Source organism: Kaistella polysaccharea (assembly GCF_020410745.1).
GTDB classification, from domain to species: domain Bacteria; phylum Bacteroidota; class Bacteroidia; order Flavobacteriales; family Weeksellaceae; genus Kaistella; species Kaistella polysaccharea.
Genome location: NZ_CP084528.1, coordinates 1337989 through 1362694, shown reverse-complemented (window position 1 = coordinate 1362694; position 24706 = coordinate 1337989). Strand labels below are relative to the sequence as shown.

At 36.0% G+C, this 24706-nt stretch carries 24 protein-coding genes, 1 tRNA gene and 1 riboswitch; of the genes, 12 read left to right on the top strand and 13 right to left on the bottom strand.

Annotated features, from left to right (window positions below; translation table 11 throughout):
- Window positions 1-47 precede the first annotated feature (47 nt).
- Both gltX and LC814_RS06230 read left to right on the top strand, forming a co-directional pair.
- Window positions 48-1559, top strand: a complete 1512-nt coding sequence (gltX, locus tag LC814_RS06235) for a glutamate--tRNA ligase (RefSeq protein ID WP_226063089.1) — start codon at window positions 48-50, stop codon at window positions 1557-1559.
- Between the two features lie 47 nt (window positions 1560-1606).
- Window positions 1607-2563 carry an acetyl-CoA carboxylase carboxyltransferase subunit alpha gene (locus tag LC814_RS06230; RefSeq protein ID WP_226063088.1) on the top strand — a complete coding sequence of 319 codons (957 nt, stop codon included), beginning with the start codon at window positions 1607-1609 and terminating at the stop codon, window positions 2561-2563.
- 71 nt (window positions 2564-2634) lie between these two features.
- Here the strand turns inward: LC814_RS06230 and LC814_RS06225 are convergent, their stop codons facing one another.
- The gene (locus LC814_RS06225) at window positions 2635-3345 is read right to left on the bottom strand and encodes a cell division ATP-binding protein FtsE (RefSeq protein ID WP_226063087.1); all 711 of its coding nucleotides are present in this window, start codon (window positions 3343-3345) and stop codon (window positions 2635-2637) included.
- 159 nt (window positions 3346-3504) lie between these two features.
- Window positions 3505-3663, bottom strand: coding sequence for a 50S ribosomal protein L34 (gene rpmH / locus LC814_RS06220; RefSeq protein ID WP_226063086.1), 159 nt, complete (start codon window positions 3661-3663; stop codon window positions 3505-3507).
- A gap of 242 nt (window positions 3664-3905) precedes the next feature.
- Between rpmH and LC814_RS06215 the strand changes: the two genes are divergently transcribed.
- Window positions 3906-4913: a DHH family phosphoesterase gene (locus LC814_RS06215; protein WP_226063085.1), complete on the top strand. Its 1008-nt coding sequence runs from the start codon at window positions 3906-3908 to the stop codon at window positions 4911-4913.
- A 64-nt stretch (window positions 4914-4977) separates the two neighbouring features.
- On the opposite strand, the gene LC814_RS06210 is transcribed toward LC814_RS06215, so the two are convergent.
- From LC814_RS06210 to LC814_RS06195, 4 genes are read right to left on the bottom strand one after another with little or no spacing between them, the layout of a single operon-like run.
- Window positions 4978-5760: an alpha/beta fold hydrolase gene (locus LC814_RS06210; protein ID WP_226063084.1), complete on the bottom strand. Its 783-nt coding sequence runs from the start codon at window positions 5758-5760 to the stop codon at window positions 4978-4980.
- Window positions 5761-5772: 12 nt separating this feature from the next.
- Window positions 5773-6279: a hypothetical protein gene (locus LC814_RS06205; RefSeq protein WP_226063083.1), complete on the bottom strand. Its 507-nt coding sequence runs from the start codon at window positions 6277-6279 to the stop codon at window positions 5773-5775.
- Between the two features lie 26 nt (window positions 6280-6305).
- Complete coding sequence (gene dtd, locus LC814_RS06200) at window positions 6306-6755, bottom strand: D-aminoacyl-tRNA deacylase (RefSeq protein ID WP_226063082.1); 450 nt, start codon at window positions 6753-6755, stop codon at window positions 6306-6308.
- A gap of 18 nt (window positions 6756-6773) precedes the next feature.
- On the bottom strand, window positions 6774-7223 hold the full coding sequence (locus LC814_RS06195) for a Rieske (2Fe-2S) protein (protein ID WP_226063081.1): 450 nt from the start codon (window positions 7221-7223) through the stop codon (window positions 6774-6776).
- Window positions 7224-7321: 98 nt separating this feature from the next.
- Here LC814_RS06195 and greA point away from each other — a divergent pair, with 98 nt between their 5' ends.
- The 7 genes from greA (at window position 7322) to LC814_RS06160 (ending at window position 13283) form a co-directional block, all read left to right on the top strand.
- Window positions 7322-7792, top strand: coding sequence for a transcription elongation factor GreA (gene greA / locus LC814_RS06190; RefSeq protein ID WP_226063080.1), 471 nt, complete (start codon window positions 7322-7324; stop codon window positions 7790-7792).
- Window positions 7793-7930: 138 nt separating this feature from the next.
- Complete coding sequence (locus tag LC814_RS06185) at window positions 7931-8338, top strand: HIT family protein (RefSeq protein WP_226063079.1); 408 nt, start codon at window positions 7931-7933, stop codon at window positions 8336-8338.
- A gap of 21 nt (window positions 8339-8359) precedes the next feature.
- Window positions 8360-9541: an ATP-dependent Clp protease ATP-binding subunit ClpX gene (clpX, locus tag LC814_RS06180; protein ID WP_226063078.1), complete on the top strand. Its 1182-nt coding sequence runs from the start codon at window positions 8360-8362 to the stop codon at window positions 9539-9541.
- Between the two features lie 90 nt (window positions 9542-9631).
- A complete protein-coding gene (locus tag LC814_RS06175) occupies window positions 9632-11581 on the top strand; it encodes a DUF8694 domain-containing protein (protein ID WP_226063077.1) in 1950 nt (649 codons plus the stop codon).
- Window positions 11582-11600: 19 nt separating this feature from the next.
- The gene (locus LC814_RS06170) at window positions 11601-11819 is read left to right on the top strand and encodes an Fjoh_0651 family PID-CTERM protein (RefSeq protein WP_226063076.1); all 219 of its coding nucleotides are present in this window, start codon (window positions 11601-11603) and stop codon (window positions 11817-11819) included.
- A 59-nt stretch (window positions 11820-11878) separates the two neighbouring features.
- On the top strand, window positions 11879-13162 hold the full coding sequence (locus LC814_RS06165; protein ID WP_226063075.1) for a TlpA family protein disulfide reductase: 1284 nt from the start codon (window positions 11879-11881) through the stop codon (window positions 13160-13162).
- Between the two features lie 47 nt (window positions 13163-13209).
- Window positions 13210-13283: transfer RNA gene (locus tag LC814_RS06160), tRNA-Met, on the top strand.
- 308 nt (window positions 13284-13591) lie between these two features.
- Here LC814_RS06160 and LC814_RS06155 read toward each other — a convergent pair.
- The 4 genes from LC814_RS06155 to LC814_RS06140 form a co-directional block, all read right to left on the bottom strand.
- Window positions 13592-14578 (bottom strand): DUF3810 domain-containing protein, encoded by a 987-nt coding sequence (locus LC814_RS06155; protein WP_226065776.1) that lies wholly within the window; start codon window positions 14576-14578, stop codon window positions 13592-13594.
- A 61-nt stretch (window positions 14579-14639) separates the two neighbouring features.
- On the bottom strand, window positions 14640-16088 hold the full coding sequence (locus tag LC814_RS06150) for an MFS transporter (protein WP_226063074.1): 1449 nt from the start codon (window positions 16086-16088) through the stop codon (window positions 14640-14642).
- Window positions 16089-16127: 39 nt separating this feature from the next.
- The gene (locus LC814_RS06145; protein WP_226063073.1) at window positions 16128-16853 is read right to left on the bottom strand and encodes a lysophospholipid acyltransferase family protein; all 726 of its coding nucleotides are present in this window, start codon (window positions 16851-16853) and stop codon (window positions 16128-16130) included.
- Between the two features lie 43 nt (window positions 16854-16896).
- Window positions 16897-17355, bottom strand: coding sequence for a GtrA family protein (locus LC814_RS06140; protein ID WP_226063072.1), 459 nt, complete (start codon window positions 17353-17355; stop codon window positions 16897-16899).
- 211 nt (window positions 17356-17566) lie between these two features.
- On the opposite strand from LC814_RS06140, the gene LC814_RS06135 reads away from it, so the two are divergent.
- Complete coding sequence (locus LC814_RS06135; protein WP_226063071.1) at window positions 17567-17809, top strand: hypothetical protein; 243 nt, start codon at window positions 17567-17569, stop codon at window positions 17807-17809.
- 129 nt (window positions 17810-17938) lie between these two features.
- On the top strand, window positions 17939-19360 hold the full coding sequence (locus tag LC814_RS06130) for a CCA tRNA nucleotidyltransferase (protein WP_226065752.1): 1422 nt from the start codon (window positions 17939-17941) through the stop codon (window positions 19358-19360).
- A gap of 73 nt (window positions 19361-19433) precedes the next feature.
- Here LC814_RS06130 and LC814_RS06125 read toward each other — a convergent pair whose 3' ends face one another.
- The 3 genes from LC814_RS06125 to ppk1 all read right to left on the bottom strand — a co-directional run bounded on the left by LC814_RS06125 (window position 19434) and on the right by ppk1 (window position 24668).
- The gene (locus tag LC814_RS06125) at window positions 19434-20480 is read right to left on the bottom strand and encodes a DUF5074 domain-containing protein (protein ID WP_226065751.1); all 1047 of its coding nucleotides are present in this window, start codon (window positions 20478-20480) and stop codon (window positions 19434-19436) included.
- Window positions 20481-20490: 10 nt separating this feature from the next.
- The gene (locus LC814_RS06120) at window positions 20491-22317 is read right to left on the bottom strand and encodes a TonB-dependent receptor plug domain-containing protein (protein ID WP_226065750.1); all 1827 of its coding nucleotides are present in this window, start codon (window positions 22315-22317) and stop codon (window positions 20491-20493) included.
- A gap of 29 nt (window positions 22318-22346) precedes the next feature.
- A riboswitch (cobalamin riboswitch) is annotated at window positions 22347-22537 on the bottom strand.
- Between the two features lie 61 nt (window positions 22538-22598).
- Complete coding sequence (gene ppk1, locus LC814_RS06115) at window positions 22599-24668, bottom strand: polyphosphate kinase 1 (protein WP_226065749.1); 2070 nt, start codon at window positions 24666-24668, stop codon at window positions 22599-22601.
- Window positions 24669-24706: the final 38 nt, after the last annotated feature.

Here is a 24706-nt window from a genome sequence, read left to right as displayed (position 1 = left end):
CAAACAGTATTTTTTCAGTAAATTTGTACCTTAAAATTTTAAAGAAAATGAGCAAAGTTAGAGTGCGTTTTGCACCAAGTCCAACGGGACCTTTACATTTGGGTGGCGTAAGAACAGCCTTATACGATTATCTTTTTGCAAAAAGCCAGGGAGGTGATTTCGTTTTAAGAATTGAAGATACTGATACTGCCAGATATGTAGAAGGTGCTGAGGAATATATTATGGAAGCCTTGGAATGGTGTGGAATTATTCCCGACGAAAGTCCAAAGCACGGGGGGAAATTTGCTCCATATCGCCAATCTGAGCGACGCGAGATTTACGATAAACATTTGGCAGAACTTCTGAAAACTGATTATGCCTATATTGCCTTTGATACGCCCGAAGATTTGGATGAAATTCGAAAAGAATTTGAACAGAATGGAGAGGTCTTCGCCTATAATTATATCACCAGAAATAGACTTAAAAATTCTTTGACCCTTTCAAAAGAGCAGGTTCAGAAATTAATAGATGAAAAAGTTCCGTATGTGGTGCGTTTTAAAATGCCTGTAGATCGTATTTTAAATCTCGAAGATATTATCCGGGGGAAATTTTCCGTCAATACAAACAGTTTAGATGATAAAGTTTTGGTTAAAAATGACGGCATGCCAACCTATCATTTTGCAAATATAGTCGATGATCATGAAATGGAAATTTCTCACGTCATTCGTGGTGAAGAATGGTTGCCTTCTCTTGGTCTTCATTATTTGTTGTATGAAGCGATGGGCTGGGAAAGACCGCAGTTTGCACATTTATCTTTAATTTTAAAACCCGAAGGCAAAGGAAAACTCAGCAAAAGAGATGGTGATAAATTCGGATTCCCCGTATTTCCTTTAAATTTTAAAGATCCGGAAACAGGGAATATATCAAAAGGGTATCGTGAAGAAGGTTATTTGCCCGATGCATTTATAAACATGGTTGCGCTTCTTGGTTGGAGTCCGGCCAATGATCGTGAGATTTTGACTTTAGAAGAAATGGTCAATGAATTTGATCTTCATAAAGTACATAAAGCTGGCGCCCGATTTTCAAAAGAAAAAGCTGAATGGTTTAACCAGCAATATTTAAAATCGAAATCAGATGATGAAGTTTTATCACTATTGAAGAATACAGAAAATAGCGCTCTGGTTAATTCAGGTAACGAAAAATTATTGAAAATTATCCCGCTTATGAAGGAAAGAGCCACTTTTGCAAAGGACATTTACGAAGACGGTAAATTTTTCTTTGAAGCTCCGAGCCATTATGAAGAAAAAGCGGTGAAAAAATCTTGGAACGAAAACGCCGTAAACTTAATGACAGATTTAGCGGAGAAATTGCTGGATTTTAATTTTGAAAATGAGACTCTAAAACAGGAGATTCACGATTTCGCAGAAAGCCACCAAGTCGGAATGGGCAAGGTGATGATGCCCTTGCGCCTCTGTTTAGTAGGTGAACTTAAAGGCCCCGATGTTCCAGATATTATGCAAATCCTTGGAAAAGAAGAATGTGCCGCGAGGATTAAAAATGCAGTCAATAATATTCCCTAATTTCCTATAATTTTCCCTAAATTTGAAACATAATCTTAATTACTGAAATGGAATACTTAAGTTTTGAACTTCCGATTAAAGATCTGATGGATCAGTATCAAACCTGTTCATTGGTGGGCGAAGAAAGTGGCGTAGACGTAAAACTCGCCTGTTCGCAAATCGAGGATAAAATTATAGAAAAGAAGAAAGAAATCTACCATCATCTTACGCCGTGGCAGAGAGTGCAACTTTCTCGTCATCCAGACCGTCCTTACACTTTAGATTTTATAAAAGGAATTACAGATAAAGACAGTTTCCTGGAATTACACGGGGACAGAAATTTTGCTGATGATCCAGCCATGATCGGTGGTTTAGCAACCATCGACGGAGAAAGTGTAATGATTATCGGAACTCAGAAAGGAAGAACAACTAAGGAAAGACAGTTCCGAAGATTTGGAATGAGTAATCCCGAAGGTTATCGTAAAGCTTTAAGATTAATGAAATTGGCTGAAAAATTCCATATTCCTGTTATTTCTTTGATTGATACTCCTGGAGCTTATCCTGGTTTAGAAGCTGAAGAACGAGGCCAGGGTGAAGCTATCGCACGAAATATTTTTGAAATGACGATGCTTAAAACTCCGATTTTCGTTTATATTATTGGCGAAGGCGCGAGTGGTGGTGCCTTAGGTATTGGCGTTGGAAATAAAGTATATATGCTTGAAAATACCTGGTATACGGTAATTGCGCCAGAAAGTTGCTCATCAATTTTATGGAGAAATTGGGATCATAAAGAAGATGCTGCGAATGCGTTGAAATTAACTCCAGAAGATGCTTTGCAGGAAAAATTTATTGATGGAATTATTGAAGAACCTCTTGGCGGTGCGCATTACGATCCTAAAGTTGCATACGATCACTTGAAAACATCCATTTTACAAAATATAAAAGCGTTTTCTAAATTTACTGGGAAAGAGCTGGAAACTCAGCGGCAAGATAAATTTATTGCAATGGGCCAGTTTAAGGGCTAAATAAAAAACCGCTATAAAATATAAAATCCTGTAAGCAATTACAGGATTTTTTTGTTTCAATGATTTGTGGATTATTCGAAAAGTTCCGCGGTATTCAAGACCGTCACTTTTCCGTCTTCACATCGGATCGCTTCTCCGGGGAAATTTTGAATCATATGATAATCATGAGTCGCCATAACCACAGCAGATCCGTTTTCGAATGCTACCTGTTTCAGCAAAGTCATAATCTCGTTCGAAGTTTCGGGATCCAGGTTTCCGGTCGGTTCATCGGCCAATATCAATTCTGGGTGATTTAAAAGCGCTCGAGCGATCGCAATACGCTGTTGTTCACCACCAGAAAGTTCATGTGGCATTTTGTGCTTTTTAGACTTCATTCCTACGCTTGCAAGAACTTCGTTGATGCGGTCATCCATCTTCTTCTTTTCCTCCCAACCTGTAGCTTCCAAGACGAAACGTAGGTTTTTTTCTACAGTTCTGTCTGGTAACAGTTGAAAATCCTGGAAAACAATTCCAAGTTTCCGACGTAAATTGGGAATATCAGACATTCTGAGTTTTTCCAAATCAAAACCCGCAATATTACCTTGTCCACCTGTAAGTGGAATATGGCCGTAAAGGGTTTTTAAAAGAGAACTTTTACCAGAGCCGGTTTTTCCGATGAGGTAGCAGAATCTGCCTTTTTTAATATTGAGATTTACATCGTTGAGAACGGTAAAATTTTTCTGTGCGATTTTGGCATTTTTCAGCCGAATAACATCTTGGCCTTCCTGATAAGAATGTGGCATATTAAGTTTGATTGAAGTTTATGAAAATGGGCGTGCTGCAATAGCCATCCAAAAGTAAATAAAACTTTCTTTTCGTGCTACAATTTAGCAAATTTTAACTAACAAAAAATGCCTGAAAAATAACTTTTCAAGCATAATCTTATATGATAATTCCTGAGATTATCTCTTAGCGCGCTGTGCACTTACAGTTAAACTCTTTCTGCCTTTCGCTCTTCTAGCAGCCAATATTCTTCTACCGTTTGGGGTAGACATTCTTTCACGGAATCCGTGTTTGTTTCTTTTCTTTCTTTCAGATGGCTGGAATGTTCTTTTTGGCATTGCTTATATTTTTAAGTAAAAACTATATCTTATTTTCAGATTGCAAAGATAGAAAACTTTTTACTTTCTGCAAATTTAATATTAAGTTTTTTAAGTTAGTTCAGCAATCCCTAAATAATATATTTTAAGAGTTGAACCACCTTCTCACATGTATTTTGTCATTATTAAAGTGGACTTGAAAAATTCGAAAGACGAAAAATAAAAACAAACCTTATCTTTGCTCTTCTAAAAATATCATCAGAATGTTTACATCTACAGAACTTGCCGAAATCAAGAATTTACTTACTCCCGAAAATAAAATTGTCATCATTACCCATTATAATCCAGATGGTGATGCGATTGGGTCTAGTTTGGGATTGAAGCATTTTCTTAAAAATAAAGGTTTAGAAGCTGACGTTATTGTGCCCAACGATTTTCCGAAATTCCTCAAATGGATGCCTGGTGCGAAGCAAATAATCATCGCAGACTATAAGAGAAAAATCGCAGGTGAAGCAATTTATAACGCTGATGTTATTTTTATTCTTGATTTTAATGCGTCCCACAGAAGCGGAAATTTAGTAGGACCATGGTTAGAGAAGGCCCGTGCGACAAAAATATTAATTGATCATCATCAGCAGCCAGATGATTTTAATTTTGTTTATTCTGATGTTTCTGTGCCTGCAACCTGTCAAATGGTTTACCATTTTATACAAGGACTTGGTGAAGAACACTTGGTCGATCAAGATATTGCTGAATGTCTTTACACCGGAATAATGACTGATACCGGAGGTTTCCGTTTTCGGTCAACCAGTGCGACCACGCACCGGATCGTCGCTAATTTAATTGAGAAAGGCGCCGATCCCGCAATGATCACCTCAAATACTTGGGATACGAATACTGTTTCCAGACTTCACTTACTGGCCTTAATTCTGGGTCGTATCGAGGTTGTTAAAGACGGCAAGGTTGCTATTCTTTATTTAAAACGTGATGAATTGAAGGAGTTTGGTTTCCAGAAAGGCGATACGGAGGGATTTGTGAATTATGGTTTAAGTATTATGGGGACGAAGGTTTCCGCATTTTTCATGGAGGATTTATATGAAGATTTTATAAAAATTTCTTTCCGCTCCAAAGACGATGTGGATGTGAATCAGTTTTCCCGAAAATATTTTAATGGTGGTGGTCACATCAACGCAGCCGGTGGAAAGTATATGAAAACCATCGAGGAAACCATCGAAGATTTTAAAGAAAAAATTGAGGATGAAGAATTCTGATGGTTTGTAAATATAAAAAGAAAGGTTGTCACTGAAGGCAACCTTTTTTTGTAACTATAAAGTATTACAATACAAAATGCTTGGGTAGATGATGCAAAAGCTCCGTATTGATTATTGCTGCACAAATTTCTGGCTTTTCCCAATGTCCATTGTGCCCGCTATCTAGCAAATAAGATTTGATATTGGTTTTGTCTGGTAAGTTTTTAATTAAAATTTCAGTTTTTACAGCATTGTCGTGTTTTCCTCCGATGACGAGTATTTTCTCTTCGAACTTTTCAATGACTGATGTTTTGTCTGTACGTTCAATCATTCCTTTTACTGCCGCGATAACGCCAGCATTTTCCGTGGATAAAGCGATTTTCTTTGCATTTTCTATTTTGCCTTCCAGAAAATCTTTTTCGTTTGGATTAAATAAATTAGGAATCCCAGCACTTACATACGTTGGAAAAGCATCTTTAATAATGCGCAAACTTTTTTCTCTTTGTTCTTTTTTCTCCGCATCGTCCGCTAAATAACTGGAGAAAAATAAAGTGATACTTTTTAATACTTCGGGGAATTTTTCTGCGAATGCGAGCGACACATAACCGCCCATGGAGTGACCTAATAAATGGAAGTTTTCTAAATTTAAAAAGTCTGTAATTTCTTTTACTTTTTCCGCCATAAATTCCATCGTGTGGATTTCTGAGTAAACTTTCGATTTTCCATGTCCTGGCAAATCAATTTTGATAAGGGAAAATTTATTTGATAAGGAAGCTTCCATTTCATCCCAAATGGTCAGATTTTCCATAAAACCGTGCAACAAAACCAATTGTTCTTTTCCACTTCCTGAAATTTCGTAATTCAACATTGTGATTAATTTTTAGAAATAAATATCGATATAGTCAACAAATCCTACACCATTTACTTTATTTTGTAGTCGCCAAAATTTCCCTTTACCTTCATCTAGAAAGGTTGTTTTTTTAGTTCGGCTAAAGGAATTTCCATGAATGCTTTGTTTAATTTCTCCCTCAAAATTTAAATGTTTTGCCGAAACTCTCTTAATAACTCCTTTAATACTGATAAAATTTTTTCCGGAGGTTGCTTTGCCATTTACCGCATACAAATCACGTTCTGTATTTTTGAAAGTAATGGTTCCATAAAAAGTAGATATTCCATCTGTTGAAAAACTAAGTTTATGATTACCACTAAGATTTCCTAAACGATTTTGACTGTTTTTTAAAGCAATACTGTCATTAATTTTCGTTCGGATTACATTAAGAGATTCAATTCTTTTATTTTCAACGGAAACTGCAGATTCTTTTACAGCTTCAGGTTTCGCGCAGGAATTGAACATCAAAAACCATAATAGAATTATAATATATTTCATTAGCTTTTAAAATAAAAGTAGATATTTTAGATTTTTGTTTTGGAATCCATCACAATGGTGACTGGGCCGTCATTAATTAAGGACACCTTCATATCGGCACCGAAAATACCACTTTCTATTTTTAAACCCGATTTCCGGAGTTCATCTTTAAAATATTCAAATAAGGGAATTGCCTGATCCGGTTTTGCCGCTTTAATAAAAGAAGGCCGGTTTCCTTTTTTGTAATCAGCGATCAAAGTAAATTGACTGATGCATAAAATTTCTCCCGTAATGTCTAAAACTGATTTATTGAGTTTACCTTCGTCATCGCCAAAAATTCGCAAGTTTAAAATCTTCTGTGTTAACCAGTCTGCATCGCCGGTAGAATCTCCTTCATCAATACCAATCAATAAATTGAGTCCGTTTATGATTTCGCCCACCACTTTTCCTTCTACTTTAACGCTCGACTCGGAAACTCTCTGAATAACTGCTTTCATATTGATAATATAAAAATCTTAGTAATAAACCGATAAAATATTTGAATTCCGATCATAACTATAAGGATAGGTTTTGGGCGGTACCGTTGCGACTTTTGTTGGTTCACCCGTTAATAAAATCCATTCGGCGCCGTCTTTCGGACAGGTGATTTTGATGTTATCCTGTACACTTAATGTTGTATTGCCATCTGGGCAAATATGCGGTGCATTACGGTCATAGACTTTATACCCAGTTGTGGTACGAACTACGATCAACCCTCTTGTTCCTGACTGTTGCTCGTTCACATAAATCCAGTCACCAACGGTTTGCAGATTAAAATAAGCGGGCAGATTTAAATTGAGAACCACATTGATAGGCGTCTCGGGAAAGCAACGCACCGTTTCTTGACGATCCGTGCAGGAATGCATGTTTAAAAGACTGAAAATGAGAATAATTGTAAGAAGTAGAGATGAAAAATTTCTTTTCATATAAAATAAATTTATATCTTTGTGAAACAAATCAACAAAAAACATTGTCCGACAAATGTCGGATTATTTTTTTATACTAACGTTAAATATTAGAAGCTATGGCAAGTTACGTCACCAAAGAAGGTTTAGATAAAATGAAGACGGAGTTGGAGCGACTGGAAACAATAGAACGACCAAAAATTACGCAGCAAATTGCAGAAGCCCGGGATAAAGGTGATCTTTCTGAAAATGCGGAATACGACGCGGCAAAAGAAGCACAGGGAATGCTGGAAATGAAAATTTCTAAACTAAAGGATATCGTCATTAATTCTAAAGTAATTGATGAAAGTCAACTCGATACGTCGAAGGTTTCTATCCTTACAACCGTACGTTTAAAAAATCACGCTACGAAAGCGGAACAGAAATTTACGCTGGTTCCCGATAATGAAAGCGATATTAAAACGGGACGAATTTCTATAAACACACCAATTGCTAAAGGTTTATTGGGCAAAGTTGTGGGTGAAACTGCAGAAATTATTTTGCCAAACGGCAACAAACTATCTTTTGATATTTTAGAAATTTCTCTTTAAAGTAGAGGAGATATCTGGCTGATTTCGATTTGATAAATCACCTCAGAAATTTACCATTTCCTTAACTGAGCAATTATTTCAGATTTTGTAAATTTGTACCCTCGCTTCGGCGTGGGTTTTTAATTTAAAATAAGTACTATGGCATCAATATTCACAAAAATTGTAGCGGGAGAAATACCGGCCTATATCGTTGCCGAAGATTCATCTCATCTGGCTTTTTTAGATGCGATGCCTTTGGTTAATGGTCACTGTTTGGTTATACCGAAAGAGGAAGTTGATTTCATTTTCGATTTAGAATCTGAAGCGTATAAAAATCTTTGGGCGTTTGCACAGAACGTGGCAAAGAAAATGGAAGTTGCCTATCCTACAAAAAGAATTGCAGTTGCAGTTGTTGGATTAGAAGTTCCACATGCGCACATTCACCTCATTCCCATTACAAAAATGGAAGATATGAACTTCAAAAACGTACGGTTGAAATTCTCAGATGAAGAATATACAGAAATTCAGCAACGGATCATTAATGCCGACGAAACCACCAACCTTTAAAATTATTATTAATAATATTATATGAATTCAAACCAATGTTCTTTTTGCGGTAAAAAACGAAATGAAGTTCAAATGTTAATTTCCGGCAATGATGGATTTATCTGCGAAGAGTGTATTGAACAGGCACACGGAATTGTAAAAGAAACGTCTTCGAAAAACGGAGTTTCTTCTGCTGACACCATTGAAGAGTTAAAAAAGCCAATTGAAATAAAAGGATTTCTTGATCAATATGTAATTGGTCAGGATCAGGCAAAAAAACAGCTTTCTATTGCTGTTTATAATCATTATAAAAGATTACTCCACGCGCAAGATGAAAATCGCGAAGTGGAGATTGAGAAATCCAACATCATCATGATTGGTGAGACTGGAACAGGGAAAACCTTACTGGCAAAAACGATTGCCAAAGAGCTTAATGTTCCATTTTGTATTGTTGATGCAACGATTCTTACAGAAGCCGGTTATGTTGGCGAAGATGTGGAAAGTATTTTATCCAGACTTCTAATGGTTGCAGATTACGATGTGCAGAAGGCGGAACGCGGCATTGTATTTATTGATGAAATTGATAAAATAGCCCGTAAATCTGATAATCCGAGCATCACACGAGATGTTTCCGGCGAGGGTGTTCAGCAAGGATTACTTAAACTTTTGGAAGGCAGTATTGTAAATGTACCGCCGCAAGGTGGTAGGAAACATCCGGATCAAAAATATATTCAGGTAAATACACAAAATATACTTTTTATTGCGGGTGGAGCTTTTGACGGAATTAAAGAAATTATAGAACGCCGCCTCAACAAGCAAGCAATTGGTTTCAGTGCAGATAAATTAAACAAAGTTGAGGAAGATGATTATATCTTAAAACAGATCAATGCCATTGATCTTCGAAAGTTTGGATTAATTCCGGAACTGTTGGGTAGGTTTCCTATAATTACGTATCTGGAGAAATTAACCAAGGAAACCATGCTGCGAATCATGAAAGAGCCCAAGAATTCAATTATTAATCAATTCGTGGAACTTTTTAAGATGGATGGGGTAGAACTTAACTTTACAGACGAAGCTTTGGAGCTGATTGTTGAGGAAACGAATGAGAAAGGTTTGGGAGCCAGAGGACTTCGTGGAACTACAGAAAAAGTGCTGGAAGACTACATGTTTAACATTGCTGCAGAGAAAAAAGTCACCGTAACCAAGGAAAATATTACTTTTTAAAGTTTTTCCTGCGATTATTATTGGTAAGATTTAAAAAAATAGTATATTTGTAGCTCAAGTATCCTATCTAAAACACAAAACACTACTATAATGAAAAAAAATCTATTAACTGTAGGATTTTTGTCGTTAACTTTATCAATGAGCGCGCAGGCGCTGACACATGTTGATAATGGCGGCACCTTCTACGTTGGCGAATACGCTTTAGTCTATAACGGCGGCGGTATTCAGACCAAAGGAAATGGCATCATCGATTTGCACGGAAATTTAATGGTAGTTGGCGATGCAGCCGACGTTGTTAAAACATTTAATGCCGCTGGCACCGGTGATAAAACGGACGGAAAAAACATTATTATTCGTATTAATGATCCTCTAGCCGTTGATGCAACAAGTTATGGTCAATTATATATTGATGGTATTCCGCAGACAAATATTACTGCGATCGTTGATAGAGAGTATAAAACTTTAAAACACGGAACGTACCAGCAAATAGCACTTCCATTTTACAACAAACCAATGTCGTCCCTAAATTCAGAATTGGGGAAAACATTTACCAATGTACGAAGATCTCAAAATGAAATTCTTATTTGGGATAATGCTAATGTTGAGGCGGATAATTTCAGTACTAGCAATTCTACTTTAAAGAGTACAACCTACTATATGTTAGGTTCGAAAGATTTTAATTCTGCTTTGCCAGCTATAGGCGATGTATATACCTTAAGAGGTGTGCCATTTGCGAACGGCATATCTGAAACAATGGTTAATGCTGGCGCAGGCGTTAATTTTGGACCTGATGGTAGCGCACGAAATTCTTACAGTGAACCATTTAACACTTATCTTCAGGATGCTTGGGATTTTGGACTTGCAGCGGGTGGTGCTTCACCATATACTGTTCCAACATACGGTAAGAATATTTATCAGTATGGAAATCCTTACTTCACCAATTTAGATATGAGATTTATCGGAAGGGTTGAAGCGACCACAATTACAGATGGTAATAATATTAAATCTATTCAAGGAATTAGATTTGGGCCTGGTGGAGTGGTTTCCAATGCACAAGGGGCAACATGGTCGCAAAATGCTTCAATACTAAGTTACACAAATGACCTCTATGATCCGATACCCGTTGGTGACGTTAGCATTGTAATTCAGCCAATGCAGGCAATTGCTATTAAGTTGCGAGGAAATGATCCAGAAGTTGGAGGTGATCGGACCTTAAATTTTGATGGTTTACGAAGATTTGCTCCGGCTTCCCGCACAAATGGTCAGCCGTATGAACCAACAGCGGCTAAAATGGTGGACCAAAGAGGTACAGTTAAGCAGTTAGGCGTTATTGCATTGAACTCGAAAGGAGAAGAAATGGCAAGAACTTACTATGTCGTCTATCCAGATGGTACTACAGGACACTCTTCAAAACCCACGACCCAAGCTACACTTAGTAGTACGGACATTATTGGGACTTACGAAGAAGAGGCTGTAAAAGGCGGAATTGATGATAATTTTAAAAGCGCTTATTGGCTCTACATCAATGAAGCGAATGAAAAAGATTTCTTTGGTAAAGCAGTTCCGATGATGATGTACAATACCGAAATCAAATCCCTTAAGTTTGAAATTAGAGAAAATGCCGAATTAATTGATAAAGGACAACATACCTTGTCAACTGGAATTGGATTCTACTATAAAGCAGCAAACGGAGAAATTAAAGAAGCTTCTCAAAATACAGTTGTTCCAGTATCTGGTGACAAGTACAGTCTTTACTATGGTAAATCAACTACCGCTTTAGGAACTGATACCGTTGTAAAACCAAGCAGAACAAGAGTTGTTTATAACCCTGGTACTACTGATTTCTTTGTAAGGTTTGATCCGAGCTGGAAAAAAGCAGATGTTCAGGTTTATGATATGAGCGGTAAATTAATCCTCGCCGATAAAAATGTCAATGCAACTAGTGACTTTACCTTAAAACTGGGCAAACAAAAAAGTGCTTATATAGTAACAGCAGTCTCAGAAAGTGGTGAAAAATTCAGTACAAAAATTATCAGATAATTCTTAAAAAGGTCAAATTATGAACTCTATTAATAAAACAATGTTATTTGCATTCCTTACGGTGAGTGCCTTTTTAAGCGCACAGTCGTCGCCCCCGGCGCCTCCAGGTGGTGGTGGTGGTGGTGTAGGACCAGGTGCTCCTGCCTCCCCGATTGATATGTACGTGTATGTGCTGGGTCTAGTTGCAGTATTGTTGATTGCCTATTACACCAAGAAAGTACAGAAGAAACTTGCTTAGTTTATTTTAAAAAAATAATGAACTCACCGTAACTCGGTGAGTTTTTTTATATTTACATCATGAAAAGAATAACCCTACTTTTAAGCATTTTACTGTGCACAAGCTACAATGCACAGTTTAATATCAGCATTGAGGCTCCACAATCTTTTACTCCGAAGGAAGTGTATCTATACACCTTAAATGGATCTAAAGATGTTCTCAAGCTGAAAGAAATTAAAAAAGGAAACAACTGGCAACTTCAGGTGAAGCAACCTTATACCGGAATGCTGAAACTATACTTCCCAGAAAATAATGCTTCTATTAATTTCATCTCCGAAAATAAAGATGTTAAATTAAAGTTTAATACTCTTAATAATAAAATTACCGACGTCGAATATTTAGATGAGGATAATTTTACGATGAATCAAATACAGGATATTCAGCAGAAGAAAGAAGTCATTCTCCCAGCTTTGTATCAGATAAAAGAATATTATAAAGCAGAAAATGGTTTCGGAGCGGCACTTTCCCTGGAAATTAAGCGCTTGTCAAGTAATACTTCAGATGCTGCAAAGTATCCTTTTATCAATTTCTATAACTCAAATTATAAAAAATTTTTAGAGAAGAAAGCTGATTCAAAACCTGTAACACATCAGGAGATAATTGATTTTATCAATAAATCTTCTGATATGTTGGAAACATCTTCTCTTTTACGACCGATTCTTGTTTCCTACTTAAACATTGGCCCAAGCGCTAACCTTACCGCTGATGTTGACAAATTGCTCACTGCAGTAAATACCGAAACACCACGGGGACAAACTGTTTTGTCTGAACTTATTGAAATTTTCGATACCTACAGTATGACGGAATTGAAAGATAAGTATCTTACTGAAGCGAAAAATTTGAAGTGTACGATTAATGACCGGCTCTCCCAGACCATTGCTACGAATATGAATACAGAAATTGGTGCGGTATTTCCGAATTATTTATTCAAAAATGCTACCCATACGTCTGCTAAATCAATTCATGATATCAAAGCAGATAAAAAAGTAATTGTGTTCTGGTCTTCAACTTGCTCTCATTGCGAAACCGAGTTGCCAACTCTTATTGAAAAATATAATGCTATCAAAGGTTTAAAGGGAGAAGTTATTGCATTTTCCTTAGACAATGACAAAACAGCTTATGACAATAAAGTAAAGATGCTGCCTTGGATCAATGATACGGAATTGAAAGGCTGGAACAGTACTTATTCAGACACCTATAACATCCGTGCGACGCCAACATATTTCATATTGGATGCGAATAATAAAATCATTGCCAAACCCGATCATGCGGTTGATGTAATTTCTTATTTAAAGTTAAAGTAAATTTTTGCTACCTCACAAAATATTTTTATATTTGCACCACTCAAAACGGCGAGGTAGCTCAGTTGGTTAGAGCGCAGGATTCATAACCCTGAGGTCACGGGTTCAATTCCCGTCTTCGCTACAAAAACCCAGTAATTAGCTGGGTTTTTTTATTTTTAAACTATTTGAATCCGATCTTTATTCTCCAGAAATTATTAATCTAACATTACACTTCTTTCATATCCTTTTTAGGAGAGTGAGAGTGAACGAAATAATAACCGCATAAAAGGGGATTTATTTTAAAATATTACCACTAAATATTTTGCTGTTTTAGTATTTAGTCCTACATTTACAAAGCTCTTTTAAAGAATTACTCGATAAAAGAGCAATAAATTTTTTTTCATCATTTGTGTTTTTAGAATCGCTTCGTAAGTTGCGATTCTTTTTATTTTAAGACTCTTCATATCTGAGTAACAAATCAATGAAATAGGAATAGGTAATACTGCCATCCTGCTGATTACTTTTCAAAAAAAGATCATTTGTAAATCCGAAGAAAACATCCAGTAATCCAGCGTGTTTTTCTATAAAAAGCTTTTCAGCCTCACGGTCACGTTTCATTCCAGGAGAATAATCTTGGATAATACTCTGTACAAACTCGGGATTTTTTTCAATCAATGAATTTAATAGTGATTTCAAAACAAAATAGTCGGTACTGTATTTTAAATCCTGATTGGCCGACCGATAACCTATTAAAAATCCGATAAAGTTTGCCTCCTGTTCACGAGCATAACCAAGTTGGTGCGCGCTTTCATGAGCTAAGGTAAAGGGAAGATAAGTATGGGGTAAATTGGCGTTATATTGTGCTTCTGCAGTGAATGGATTATAGTATCCTAAAATGCCACTGTAACTGATTGCTGATCTGAAAAGACTTTTTTTAAAAGAGTTTATTTCTGTCGCAGACTTATTATTTATTGAAATTGGAATTTTGGTTTGATTGTTCAAGACATTTTTTTCAACTGCCGGAAAATTGGTGATTAGAAAAACTCCGTTTTGATCTTCCGTAACCAAGTTGCGTGAAATTTTACATTTTTCTAAATATTTTAAAGTAAGAGATTTAACTTCCCTTAAGCCAACTTCTTTTTCCGGTAACTTCTCTAAAAGTGGTTTTTGAAAATAAAGCATTCCCCAAAACATTTGATAAACAAAGTAGAGAATATTCAACACGATTAAAAACTTTAAAATATAAATTCTTCTGCTTTCCTTCTTTAAAATTTTAATAAATATATAAATAAGAAGAATCCCTAGTAAAATATAAAAAACATCTCCAACCGAGAAGGGAATTTTTGCAAAAATATTTTGATGAAAAGCTTTTTGAATTTCAAAAAAGTTTTCGAAAAGTGAAATAATTATGGGAATTTTCGAAAATATAAAAAACAAAAGAAATTGGGCAAGTAATAAACCTGCCCAAAATCTTTTACTTTGATATATAATATTCTTTTTAATGAGCATTTGCTTTCTCTACACTATCTAATTCAATTCCTTGTTTCTTCAAAATTTTGGTTACCTGAACAGCATAAAACGCGAGATAAGCAAAACAGATCACACCAACAATGTAACTAAAATGAATATTTACTGCGTCTGCCAAAGTTCCTTGCAGCCATGAAATAATTCCACCACCCATAATCATCATGATGAGGAATCCGGAACCCTGGTTCGTATGTTTTCCTAATCCATTAATCGCCAATGCGAAAATACACGGCCAAAGTGTAGAACAAAATAAGCCAACGCTTGTGAACGCGTATACAGAAGTCATTCCGGTTGTCAACATACCAATGATTAATGCTAATATTCCCATGGTAGAAAATATCAGTAACATTCTAGCAGGATTTCCCTTACTCGCAATGTCCGCTGCAATCATTACTAAAATAATAAGTCCGTATACATAAAAATGAGATAAATCGTGCTGAGCAATTGCATTTACTAAGAGAAACACGCCAAAAGCCAGATAAGGTGCTAAAAACCTTAAAATTTTCTTTGTTCCCGCAGTAACGTCAAATGCTTCTACTGCGCCGGTCCACCGACCAATCATTAAAGATGCCCAGTAAAGAGAAACGTATGGCGCAATGTCCTTGGTTGAGAAGCCCAGAGAATTCTCCATATAGGCCGGAAGATTACTGGCAGTAGAAACTTCTACGCCTACATACAGAAAAATTGCAATCATTCCTAGAACCAATTGAGGATATTTTAGTGCTGAATCTCTATGTTCACCCGGAATAATATCTTCCGTATCTTCAATAATTGTAGGCGTAATTTGCGGCAAAGAGGAGAATTTAAGGAGTATTGCTACCAGAATAAAAGCAACTCCTAAAACCAAATATGGAATTTTTACCGATTCAATACTTGCTTCAGTATTGCCGCCAGTTACAGAACCGAATATGGCAAACGATACAATTAATGGTCCGATGGTGGTACCGAAATTGTTAATTCCACCTGCCATTGTAAGCCGTTGGGAACCTGTTTCTGAAGGTCCAATTTCTATTGCAAGCGGATTTGCCACAATTTGTTGTAATGAGAAGCCGAGGCCCACAATAAACAATCCTGAAATCATTAGAGGGAAGGAACCCATATTTGCCGCTGGATAAAATAGTAAAGTTCCTGACGCTGAAATCAGCAATCCTAAAATTAAACCATTTTTATACCCAATTTTATTAACAACGTCTTGCTTGATGGCACGGGAAACAAACATATAGATAAGTGACCCAACCGTATATGCGACATAAAAAGCAACTGAAACCAGCTGACTTTGTCCTTGGGTGAGATTAAATGCTTTCTTAAAAACCGGTATTAAAATATCGTTACTCGCTGCAACGAAACCCCAAAAGAAAAACACGGTTACCAAAGGTACGAACTGCCCCCAATTGGTTTGCTTACTATAAGTTGTCGACATATGTTAAAATTTGAAAACAAATATAGTTGTTTTATTCAATCAATTGAATTTTACCAAAACATTTTTGATTTGATTAAACGCCTCCGTTTTTAATTCGGAAACGGGGTGATGCGGTTCTATGATGTCTGTAAAATAAACTTTTACTTTTCCGGGAAATCCGCGAGATGCATCAAAGGGAAACATTCTTTTTAATCCGACAAAAGTAAATACGGCGATTGGTGACTGATGTTTGGAGGAAAGTGTAAAAGCGCCATCTTTAAATTCATCTAATATAATGGAGGTGTCCTCCGCCACGCCACCTTCCGGAAAAATCACAATACTTTGCCCTTCTTCCATCCTTTCGGCACAGCGGCGGTAAACGTCGGCGCGGCTTTTAGCAGAACTTCGGTCAACCATTACACATATTCTTTTGTAGATGATTCCAAAAATAGGGATTTTTACAAGTTCCTTTTTACCAACGTAGCAAAGTGGGTGATGAGGCATTAAAATACACGGTAACATCACATCCATGATAGAAGTGTGGTTAGATATAAATACATACTGCAAATCTTTATCAATCTTTTTTTCAGTGAGATTAATCAATTCGTAGCGAAATCCCATGCCATAGAACATGCCGAAGCACCAGTGACGTATAAATTTGTACGCAATTGGGTAATGCTCTTTTTTAATTGAAAAAATTAAGACAGGAATTCCCAATAAAATGGTGAGCACAGCTCCTAAAAGAATCATCCATCCGCGCCAGATGTAATTTAATATTTTCGTCATATGGTTGAAATATGCTCTGAATGTTGGTTTCTCATTATTGATATTAACCGTTGAAAATAACTTTCTTTTTTACAGAGTAATTGAGTACTGAAACAAGAAGAATAGCAGCTATTTTACTTAAAATTTCCCGGCTAAATACAAAAAATCCTAAATCGATATTATCGCTGAATGTATATCTGAAGAAGATTTGAAAGAAGCTTAAACTTAAAATAGTTGAAAGCATAGAGATAAACATGAAATAAGCGAATTCCCGCTTTTTCGAGTGTTTTCCTCTTTCAAAAACAAACCAGATACTCAGAAAATAATTGGTAATAATGCCGCATCCTGTTGATAATATATTACTTAACGGAAAATGAATGCCATGAAAATTTCTTTCATTTTCGAAAATCAGCGGAAGGTAAATGGTGAAAATCTTGAAAAACCCTATCTCCACAAAAGCACTCAGCGCTCCTGCGATTCCAAAAAATAAGATTTGTTTTTGTTTTAAGAAAAGTTCTTTCATGACTACCGATGCAAATTTAAAATTATATGTTAAACAATCAGAAAAACTTGTTAAAATATATTTTCGTTTCTATAATTTGTTTACTTTTATTTAGTCAAAAGAGAAGATAGGGATACAAAGTTCTCATTTTGAATGACTTATTGAAGATTAAATTTCGTTGTTATTTAATTCTGTGTTGAAATTATTTTATAAAAACCCTAATAAATACGCCATGAGAATCCAGATGCCGCCCCGAAAGTTCAAGCCTCTACAAAAGAAGATAGAGGCGTTAGAGAAAGAAAGTCCACGTTTCAAACGTGTTTTTGCTGAATACGAAACGATGTCGCAGGAATTGTGGAATTTAGAACATACAGATACATCCAACATTCCTGATGATTTTCTGGATGCCATAAAATTGCAGACCGAATATCTTGAAGAGGAAATTGATGACTGGCTGTTGGAAGATACGCCTTAGTAATATAGCTATTCAGTAAAAACTCAATGGCCATTGGGTTTTTTTATGTTCACTTCTCAGTTACAGACTTCGAATGGAGAAACTATTGAGCAAGAAGCTTTATCTTTGCACAAATCTTGGCGATCGCTTATGAACATCAATCTTACGCAAAATAGAAATTTAAAACTCTTTAAATTAATCTCTACAATTGCCCAAAATAACGGACAATCTGTTTACATTGTCGGAGGTTATGTTCGCGACTTACTTTTGAATCGCTCTGCACCTACCGATATTGATTTTGTAACGGAAGGTAATGGGATGAGTCTGGCAAAAGCCGTAGCACAGCAGATTGAACCTTCACCCAAAGTTTCCCTTTTTAAAAATTATGGTACTGCCATGTTCAAACATAAAGGTTTGGATTTGGAATTTGTAGGTGCCAGAAAAGAGAGTTATGCGGAACACTCACGGAATCCATTGGTGGAAAATGGAACATTGGAAGACGATCAGAAACGTCGGGATTTTACCGTAAATGCTTTAGCAATATCATTAAATCAAGAAAATTTCGGTGATTTAATTGATCCATTTAATGGATTGCAAGATCTTCAGCATAAAATATTGCGCACGCCGTTAGAGCCAAGTCAAACCTATTCTGATGATCCTTTGCGAATGATGCGCGCCATTCGTTTTGCTTCCACTTTAAACTTTAAGATTGAGGAAAACTCTTTAGCTGCCATAAAAAAAGAAGTAGAGCGAATTAGGATCGTTTCGATGGAAAGAATTATGGTTGAATTCAACAAAATTATGCTTTCAGAAAGACCGTCTTTAGGTCTAAAGTTAATGGAGGAAACCGGAATTCTACATTTGGTGATTCCTGAACTTACTGCGTTGAAAGGAATTGAAGAAGTTGACGGGCAAACCCACAAAGATAATTTCTGGCATACGCTGGAAGTCGTAGATAATATTTCACAAAATACCGAAAATCTCTGGCTTCGTTGGGCAGCCTTGCTCCACGATATCGGAAAAGCACCCACGAAAAAATTTGTAGAAGGAAGTGGCTGGACGTTTCACGGTCACGAATTTTTAGGCTCTAAAATGGTGAAAAACCTTTTCCACCGTCTAAAGTTACCGCTTGGTACCGACATGAAATATGTTCAAAAATTGGTTAAACTTTCCTCGCGGCCGATTGCTTTAATTGATGATGGAACTTCGGATTCTGCACTGCGACGACTTCTCTTTGATGCCGGCGAAGATTTAGAAGATTTATTCATTTTAAATAAAGCAGATATCACGACCAAGAATTCTTCAAAACAAACTAAGTTTAAAAAGAATTTTGAATATGTCGCCCTGAAAATTAAAGAAGTAGAAGAAAAGGATCACGTTCGTAACTTTCAACCTCCAATTTCGGGCGAAGAAATTATGGCGATGTTCGGTTTGAAACCAGGCCGTGAAATTGGTATTTTGAAAGAAAAAGTAAAAGAAGCGATTCTGGAAGGTGAAATAGGAAATGATAAAGATGAAGCCAGAAATTTCGTGATTAAAGAAGGAGAAACTCTTGGATTGATTCTATCGTAAATTTTTTTATATAAAATAAAAGCCCTTTCACAAAAAATTGAAAGGGCTTTTTATTAAAATATAGGGATGTGTTTTAATTTTTGTAGAAACCGTTCGTTCCTATTCCTGTCGTCATTGTTTTTAGTAGATCGCCGTTCATGTTGTAAATTCTAACCTTACTGCTTGAGGAGAAAGAGGGGTCGGATACATAAACCTGTCCATCAATTACATTAAATCCGTACGCATAATCTGCAGTGACTTTCATGAGTTCCATCGCAGCATCTGCATTGAAATTAAAGACTTTATTGCTGGCAGTTAAGAAGTATAATTTATTACCATCCAAGGCTAATTTCTGAGCTCCCGGCGCTCCGGTTAATGGAATTCTTTGCTGTAAACCACTTGTTGCAGAAATTCGGTACATATTGCTTTCTTTTTCATCAGAAGTTAAAACATACACAAAATTACCATCGGAGATCATGTCGCGAATAATTAATTTATCATTTAAAGTAATCGTTTGATCGACAGTGTTTGTTGTTCCATTAATTCTGGTAATTGTATGTCCGGTCGGCAATTCGTTATAATCAGCATCGTAAGTTGTTCCATCAGTTTGTACATAAATAAACCCTTTCACAGCCGTAATTTTTTCGGCATAACGGTCAAAATCTATACTTTTAATAAAATTATTTCCATTGTCATAAATGTTTAATTTTCTAACATTGAAAAAATCATTATTGGTGATGTACGTATTAGTGCCTGTAAAAGCGATATATCTTGGTGAACTTAAATTAGAAGTAATTGAACCTGTTTTCTTAAAAGAATACCGATTCACAATTTCGACTTTGTTCGGAACATTCATCACGAGATAAGCCAAATCCCCTTTAAATCCTACGCTTTGGAAAACATTGCCCAATTTTTCGCCACTATTATTGGCGCTATAAATATTATTCTCTTGTTTTGATAAGTCTTTTGTCAGGAAAGTGACAGAAGCAGTTGGCGTAGAAAAACCACCTTCATTGGTAATTAAAATTCCTTGGTCATACGCACCTTTTGGTACTTCTACTACAGGATCTTCTGTCCGGCAGGAAATATTAAAGAGTAGAGTTAGGGCAAATGCTGGAGCCAGCAATTTAGAAATTTTCATTTTTATTTATTTAAAAGTTAATTAAAAGGTTAGCGCTATAGTTTCTTATTGGTAAAAAATAATCCTTTGTCGTTTCGTAAACTTCATCAAATACATTATTCACTTTAAAACCAATTTGGTAGTTTTTCAGCAGGATAACTTTAACGCCTGTGTTTATTACAAAATAAGGATCGATTGAATACTGCAAGTTTTCGTCGTCTGTCGTATAGGTGAGCCCATTATAAGTTCCCTGCAGAAATAGTTCGAAAATTTGATATTGGTAAACCGCAGTTCCGAAAAGTTTGTGTTGAGGTACGTAAGACAGTAATTTTTTCGTTTCTACATTTTCAGAATGTGCAAAACCATATCCTACAGACAATTTTGTTTTATTCTGCCCAAAATCTTTGGCGAAATTTAATTCAGATTCTAAACCATAAGATTCTACTTTATTGGTATTGATGGGCGCCCAGATTCCTTTATTATTTGGAAGCCAGCGAATCATATCATTTATCGATATAAAATAGGGAGTTGCATTAAACGTAAAATTGCCGAATGTAAATTTATTGACAAGTTCTGCCTGATGAGAAATTTCTGATCTTAAATCTAAATTGCCGCCAGGTTTCCAATAAAGATCATTAAAGGAAGGGTATCGGAAGTTTTTCGAAATATTTAAAGCCACATTATAAAACGGAGACGCATTCAGTTTTCCGGAAAATGAAAAAAGAAAAGGAGATTCTATCTTCTCTACGAAATCTTGCTTTATCCCTGCTTCAAAATTAAATTTATGGGAAGGATTCCATCGTAATAAACCCGCCAAGGAGCCCGAATTTCTTTTCGGCGTTTGAATTCCAGAATTAAAACCTTCTGCCGTAGTAGTTTGATAATCAGCAATTAGATTAATTGCAATTTTATCATTAAATAAATAATTGAAATCATTCTTTGCCAAGTAAACGTGAGAATTTCCGCCGCTATTTTTTGGCCCTTCAAGATGGTCAAAATATTGAAAATCATCTTGTAAGAAAGCAACTTTAAAAGTGTTGCTAAACTGAGAACTTTTAAAGTTCCACTCCAGTAAACTTCGGAAAGTCTGAGTCAAATACTTTGTTTTGGTTGCAAATTCAGAGAAAATAGGGAAGTGTTGCTCACCATCATAAATTTGAGTTTGCCAGGAAACGGTGTTTTGTGGATTGATCTTATAAGCTGCACCTAAATTGTAGTTTTTATTTTGGTACGAACCGTTCAGGTTCACGTATTTTTGTTCTGGAACTTCATAGTCATTATCGCTTTTCACATAATTTCCGGAAACTTTTATCGATAATTTATCGTTGCTGAAAGAAGTTTTTAGAAAAGTATTCAATATACTGAAAGAACCGGCTTCCAGAAAGAAAGTGGAATGAAAACCTTTATTAAAAGAAAGCTCATTATTTAAATGAATCGTGCCACCGATCGCGCCACTGCCGTAAATCACACTTCCGCCACCGGATTTTATTTGAAGCTGATCGTAACCTAATAAATTCATATTATTCACGTCGCCTTGTCCTACAAGAACTGAATTTATATTTATTCCATTCCATACAAAAGCCGTTTGCTGGGCGGTTGTGCCCCGGAAAGAAGGCGACGAAACCGAACCGCGGCCGTTTTCCTTAATATAAACTGGCGATTGAAAACGTAGAACGTCTGAAAGATTGGTTGTATTTCTTAGTAAATCATCTTCTTCTAAAAGAGTGATTTTCTGAAATTTTTTAGAAGAGTTGAGTTGCTTGTCGAAGATAAAAACCGTGTCTATAGCCTGCTCCTGCGCGAAGCTGAAGAAAAAAGCAAAGACCGACAAAGCCGAAAAGGAGTATTTTTTAATCATTATTCAGGCTTTTCCTCCGAAAGCATTTTTTAGGTTAATACTTTCAGCAAGGTCTCCTGACTTTCACAAAACTGCACCTTCCCGATTGCTCAGTGGTTGTATTGCAGTTTCACTAATGGTGATTTACAGTTGCGGGGACAGTCCGTGATTTACACACGATTCCCTTTTCTAAAAGCAGTGCAAAGATAGTAGATTATCTTGCAGCATACAAAGTATTAGATCGTAAAATTTCCTTTTTTAAATGGTAGTTTAATTTCTTAATTTCAGATAAATTGTAAAATTCAATTGTCCGACAATTTATTTTTCAGGTAATGATAGATTTCTATTTGAGACCGAATTGGATTTTTGCCACCTTCTACATATAGGTTACTAAGTTTCTTATCTAAAATTCTGGCTTTTACGTTGTCATTTAACTGAATGTCTAATTGATCTTTAATTTCTTTTTTAAGGTTTTTCTGGGTGATTTTTGCTGCGGCTTCAATTCGGTGATCCAGGTTTCGAGTCATCCAGTCTGCCGATGAAATATAGATATCTTCGTGGCCTTTGTTATAAAAATACATGATGCGCGAATGTTCCAAATATTCATCAACAATACTTATTGCCATGATTTTTTGTTTAAAATCTTTCTGATTGATAGCGCAGTAAATACCTCTTACAATCATCTTTACCGTTACGCCAGCTTTTGCAGCATCGTAGATTTTCTGAATCAAATCCCGGTCGCTTAAGGAATTTACTTTAATGATAATTAATGCTTTTTTACCGGCTTTGGATTCCTCAATTTCTTTGTCGATATGTTGAATGATTTTTTCCCGCATAAAATCCGGACAAACCAGCAAATTTTTGCAGGATTTTAAGGCCGGCATAATATCCTGTTTTGGTTTTTTTAAGACATTAAAAATTTTATTAATGTCTGCCATAATTCCTCGATCAGCAGTCATCAGCAAATGATCGCCATATATTTTTGCGGTCTTTTCATTAAAATTCCCGGTGCTTACAAAGCCGTACTGAACCGTCTTGTTGTGAACTCTTTTTTTGATCACACAAAGTTTTGCGTGTACTTTTTTATTCGGAATTCCCATCAAAACTTTCACGCCTTCCTGCTCTAAAATCTCTTTCCACTGCAGGTTATTTTCTTCATCAAACCGTGCGCGAAGTTCCAGCATTACCGTTACTTCTTTTCCATTTCGAACGGCATTAATTAACGCATTAATTATTTTGGAATGGCTGGCGAGGCGATATGCTGTAAGCTGTATTGATTTTACATCAGGATCCATGGCAGATTCCCGCAGCAAATCAATAACCGGCGTAAAATTATGGTAAGGAAAAGAGAGTAAAATGTCGGTTTTCAGAATTACATCTGTAATGCGATTCCCAATAAAATCTGGATGATCGAATGAAGTTCTTTCGATAGGTTTTTGGTAGGCTTCAAAAACATCCGGGAACTCCATAAAATGCCGGAAATTATGTATTTTTCCACCTGGGATGATGCTGTCTTTTTTGCTTAAATTTAATTTACGAATCAGAAATTCGAGCAATGCTTTATCCATTACTTTGTCGAAAACGAAACGCGTTGGTTTTCCTTTTCGTCGGGATTTTATACCTTTTTCTATTTTCTGAGCGAGTGTTGTTCGAATATCGTTATCCAGATCAAATTCTGCATCTTTCGTTACTTTAAAACAGTGCGCTTCAAATTCTTCATAACCGAAATAGGAGAAAATATGCGGAAGATTAAAAATGATAACGTCTTCTAACAACATCACATTTTTCTCGCCTTCTTTTTCAGTTGGGAGTATTACAAATCTTCCTAAAATTCGGGAAGGTATTTCAATGATCGCAAATTTACTTTCGTATTGAATTTCTTTTTTGCGCATCGCAACACCTAAATAAAGTGATTTGTCGCGGAGATAAGGCATTGCTGTATTTTCATGAAGGAGAATAGGAATTACATTGCTTTCTACCATTTCATCAAAATAAGAAACGACAAATCTTTTCTGTTGCGCTGTTAAATTCTTTGCAGTTTTAATGTAAACTTTTTGGTCAGCCATTTCGATCTGAATTTTTTTCCAGGTTTTATCGAAGTTTTGCTGCTGTCGGATGACGATCTCGGTGATTCGTTGCAAAATTTTTGTCGGAGGCTGATAGAATGATTCGGTAATAAATTTATCCTTGAAATCCATGGCACGCTTCAAACCTGCAACGCGAACCCGGAAAAATTCGTCAAGATTATTGGAGAAAATCCCTAAAAAACGAATGCGTAAATGTAACGGAACATTGGGATCCATTGCTTCCTGCAGAACCCTTTCGTTAAAAGCAAGCCACGTAATATCTCTCGGATTGAAAAGATTAGACATTTTAAAAAATTTGGTTTCTCAAAAATAGAGATTTAAGA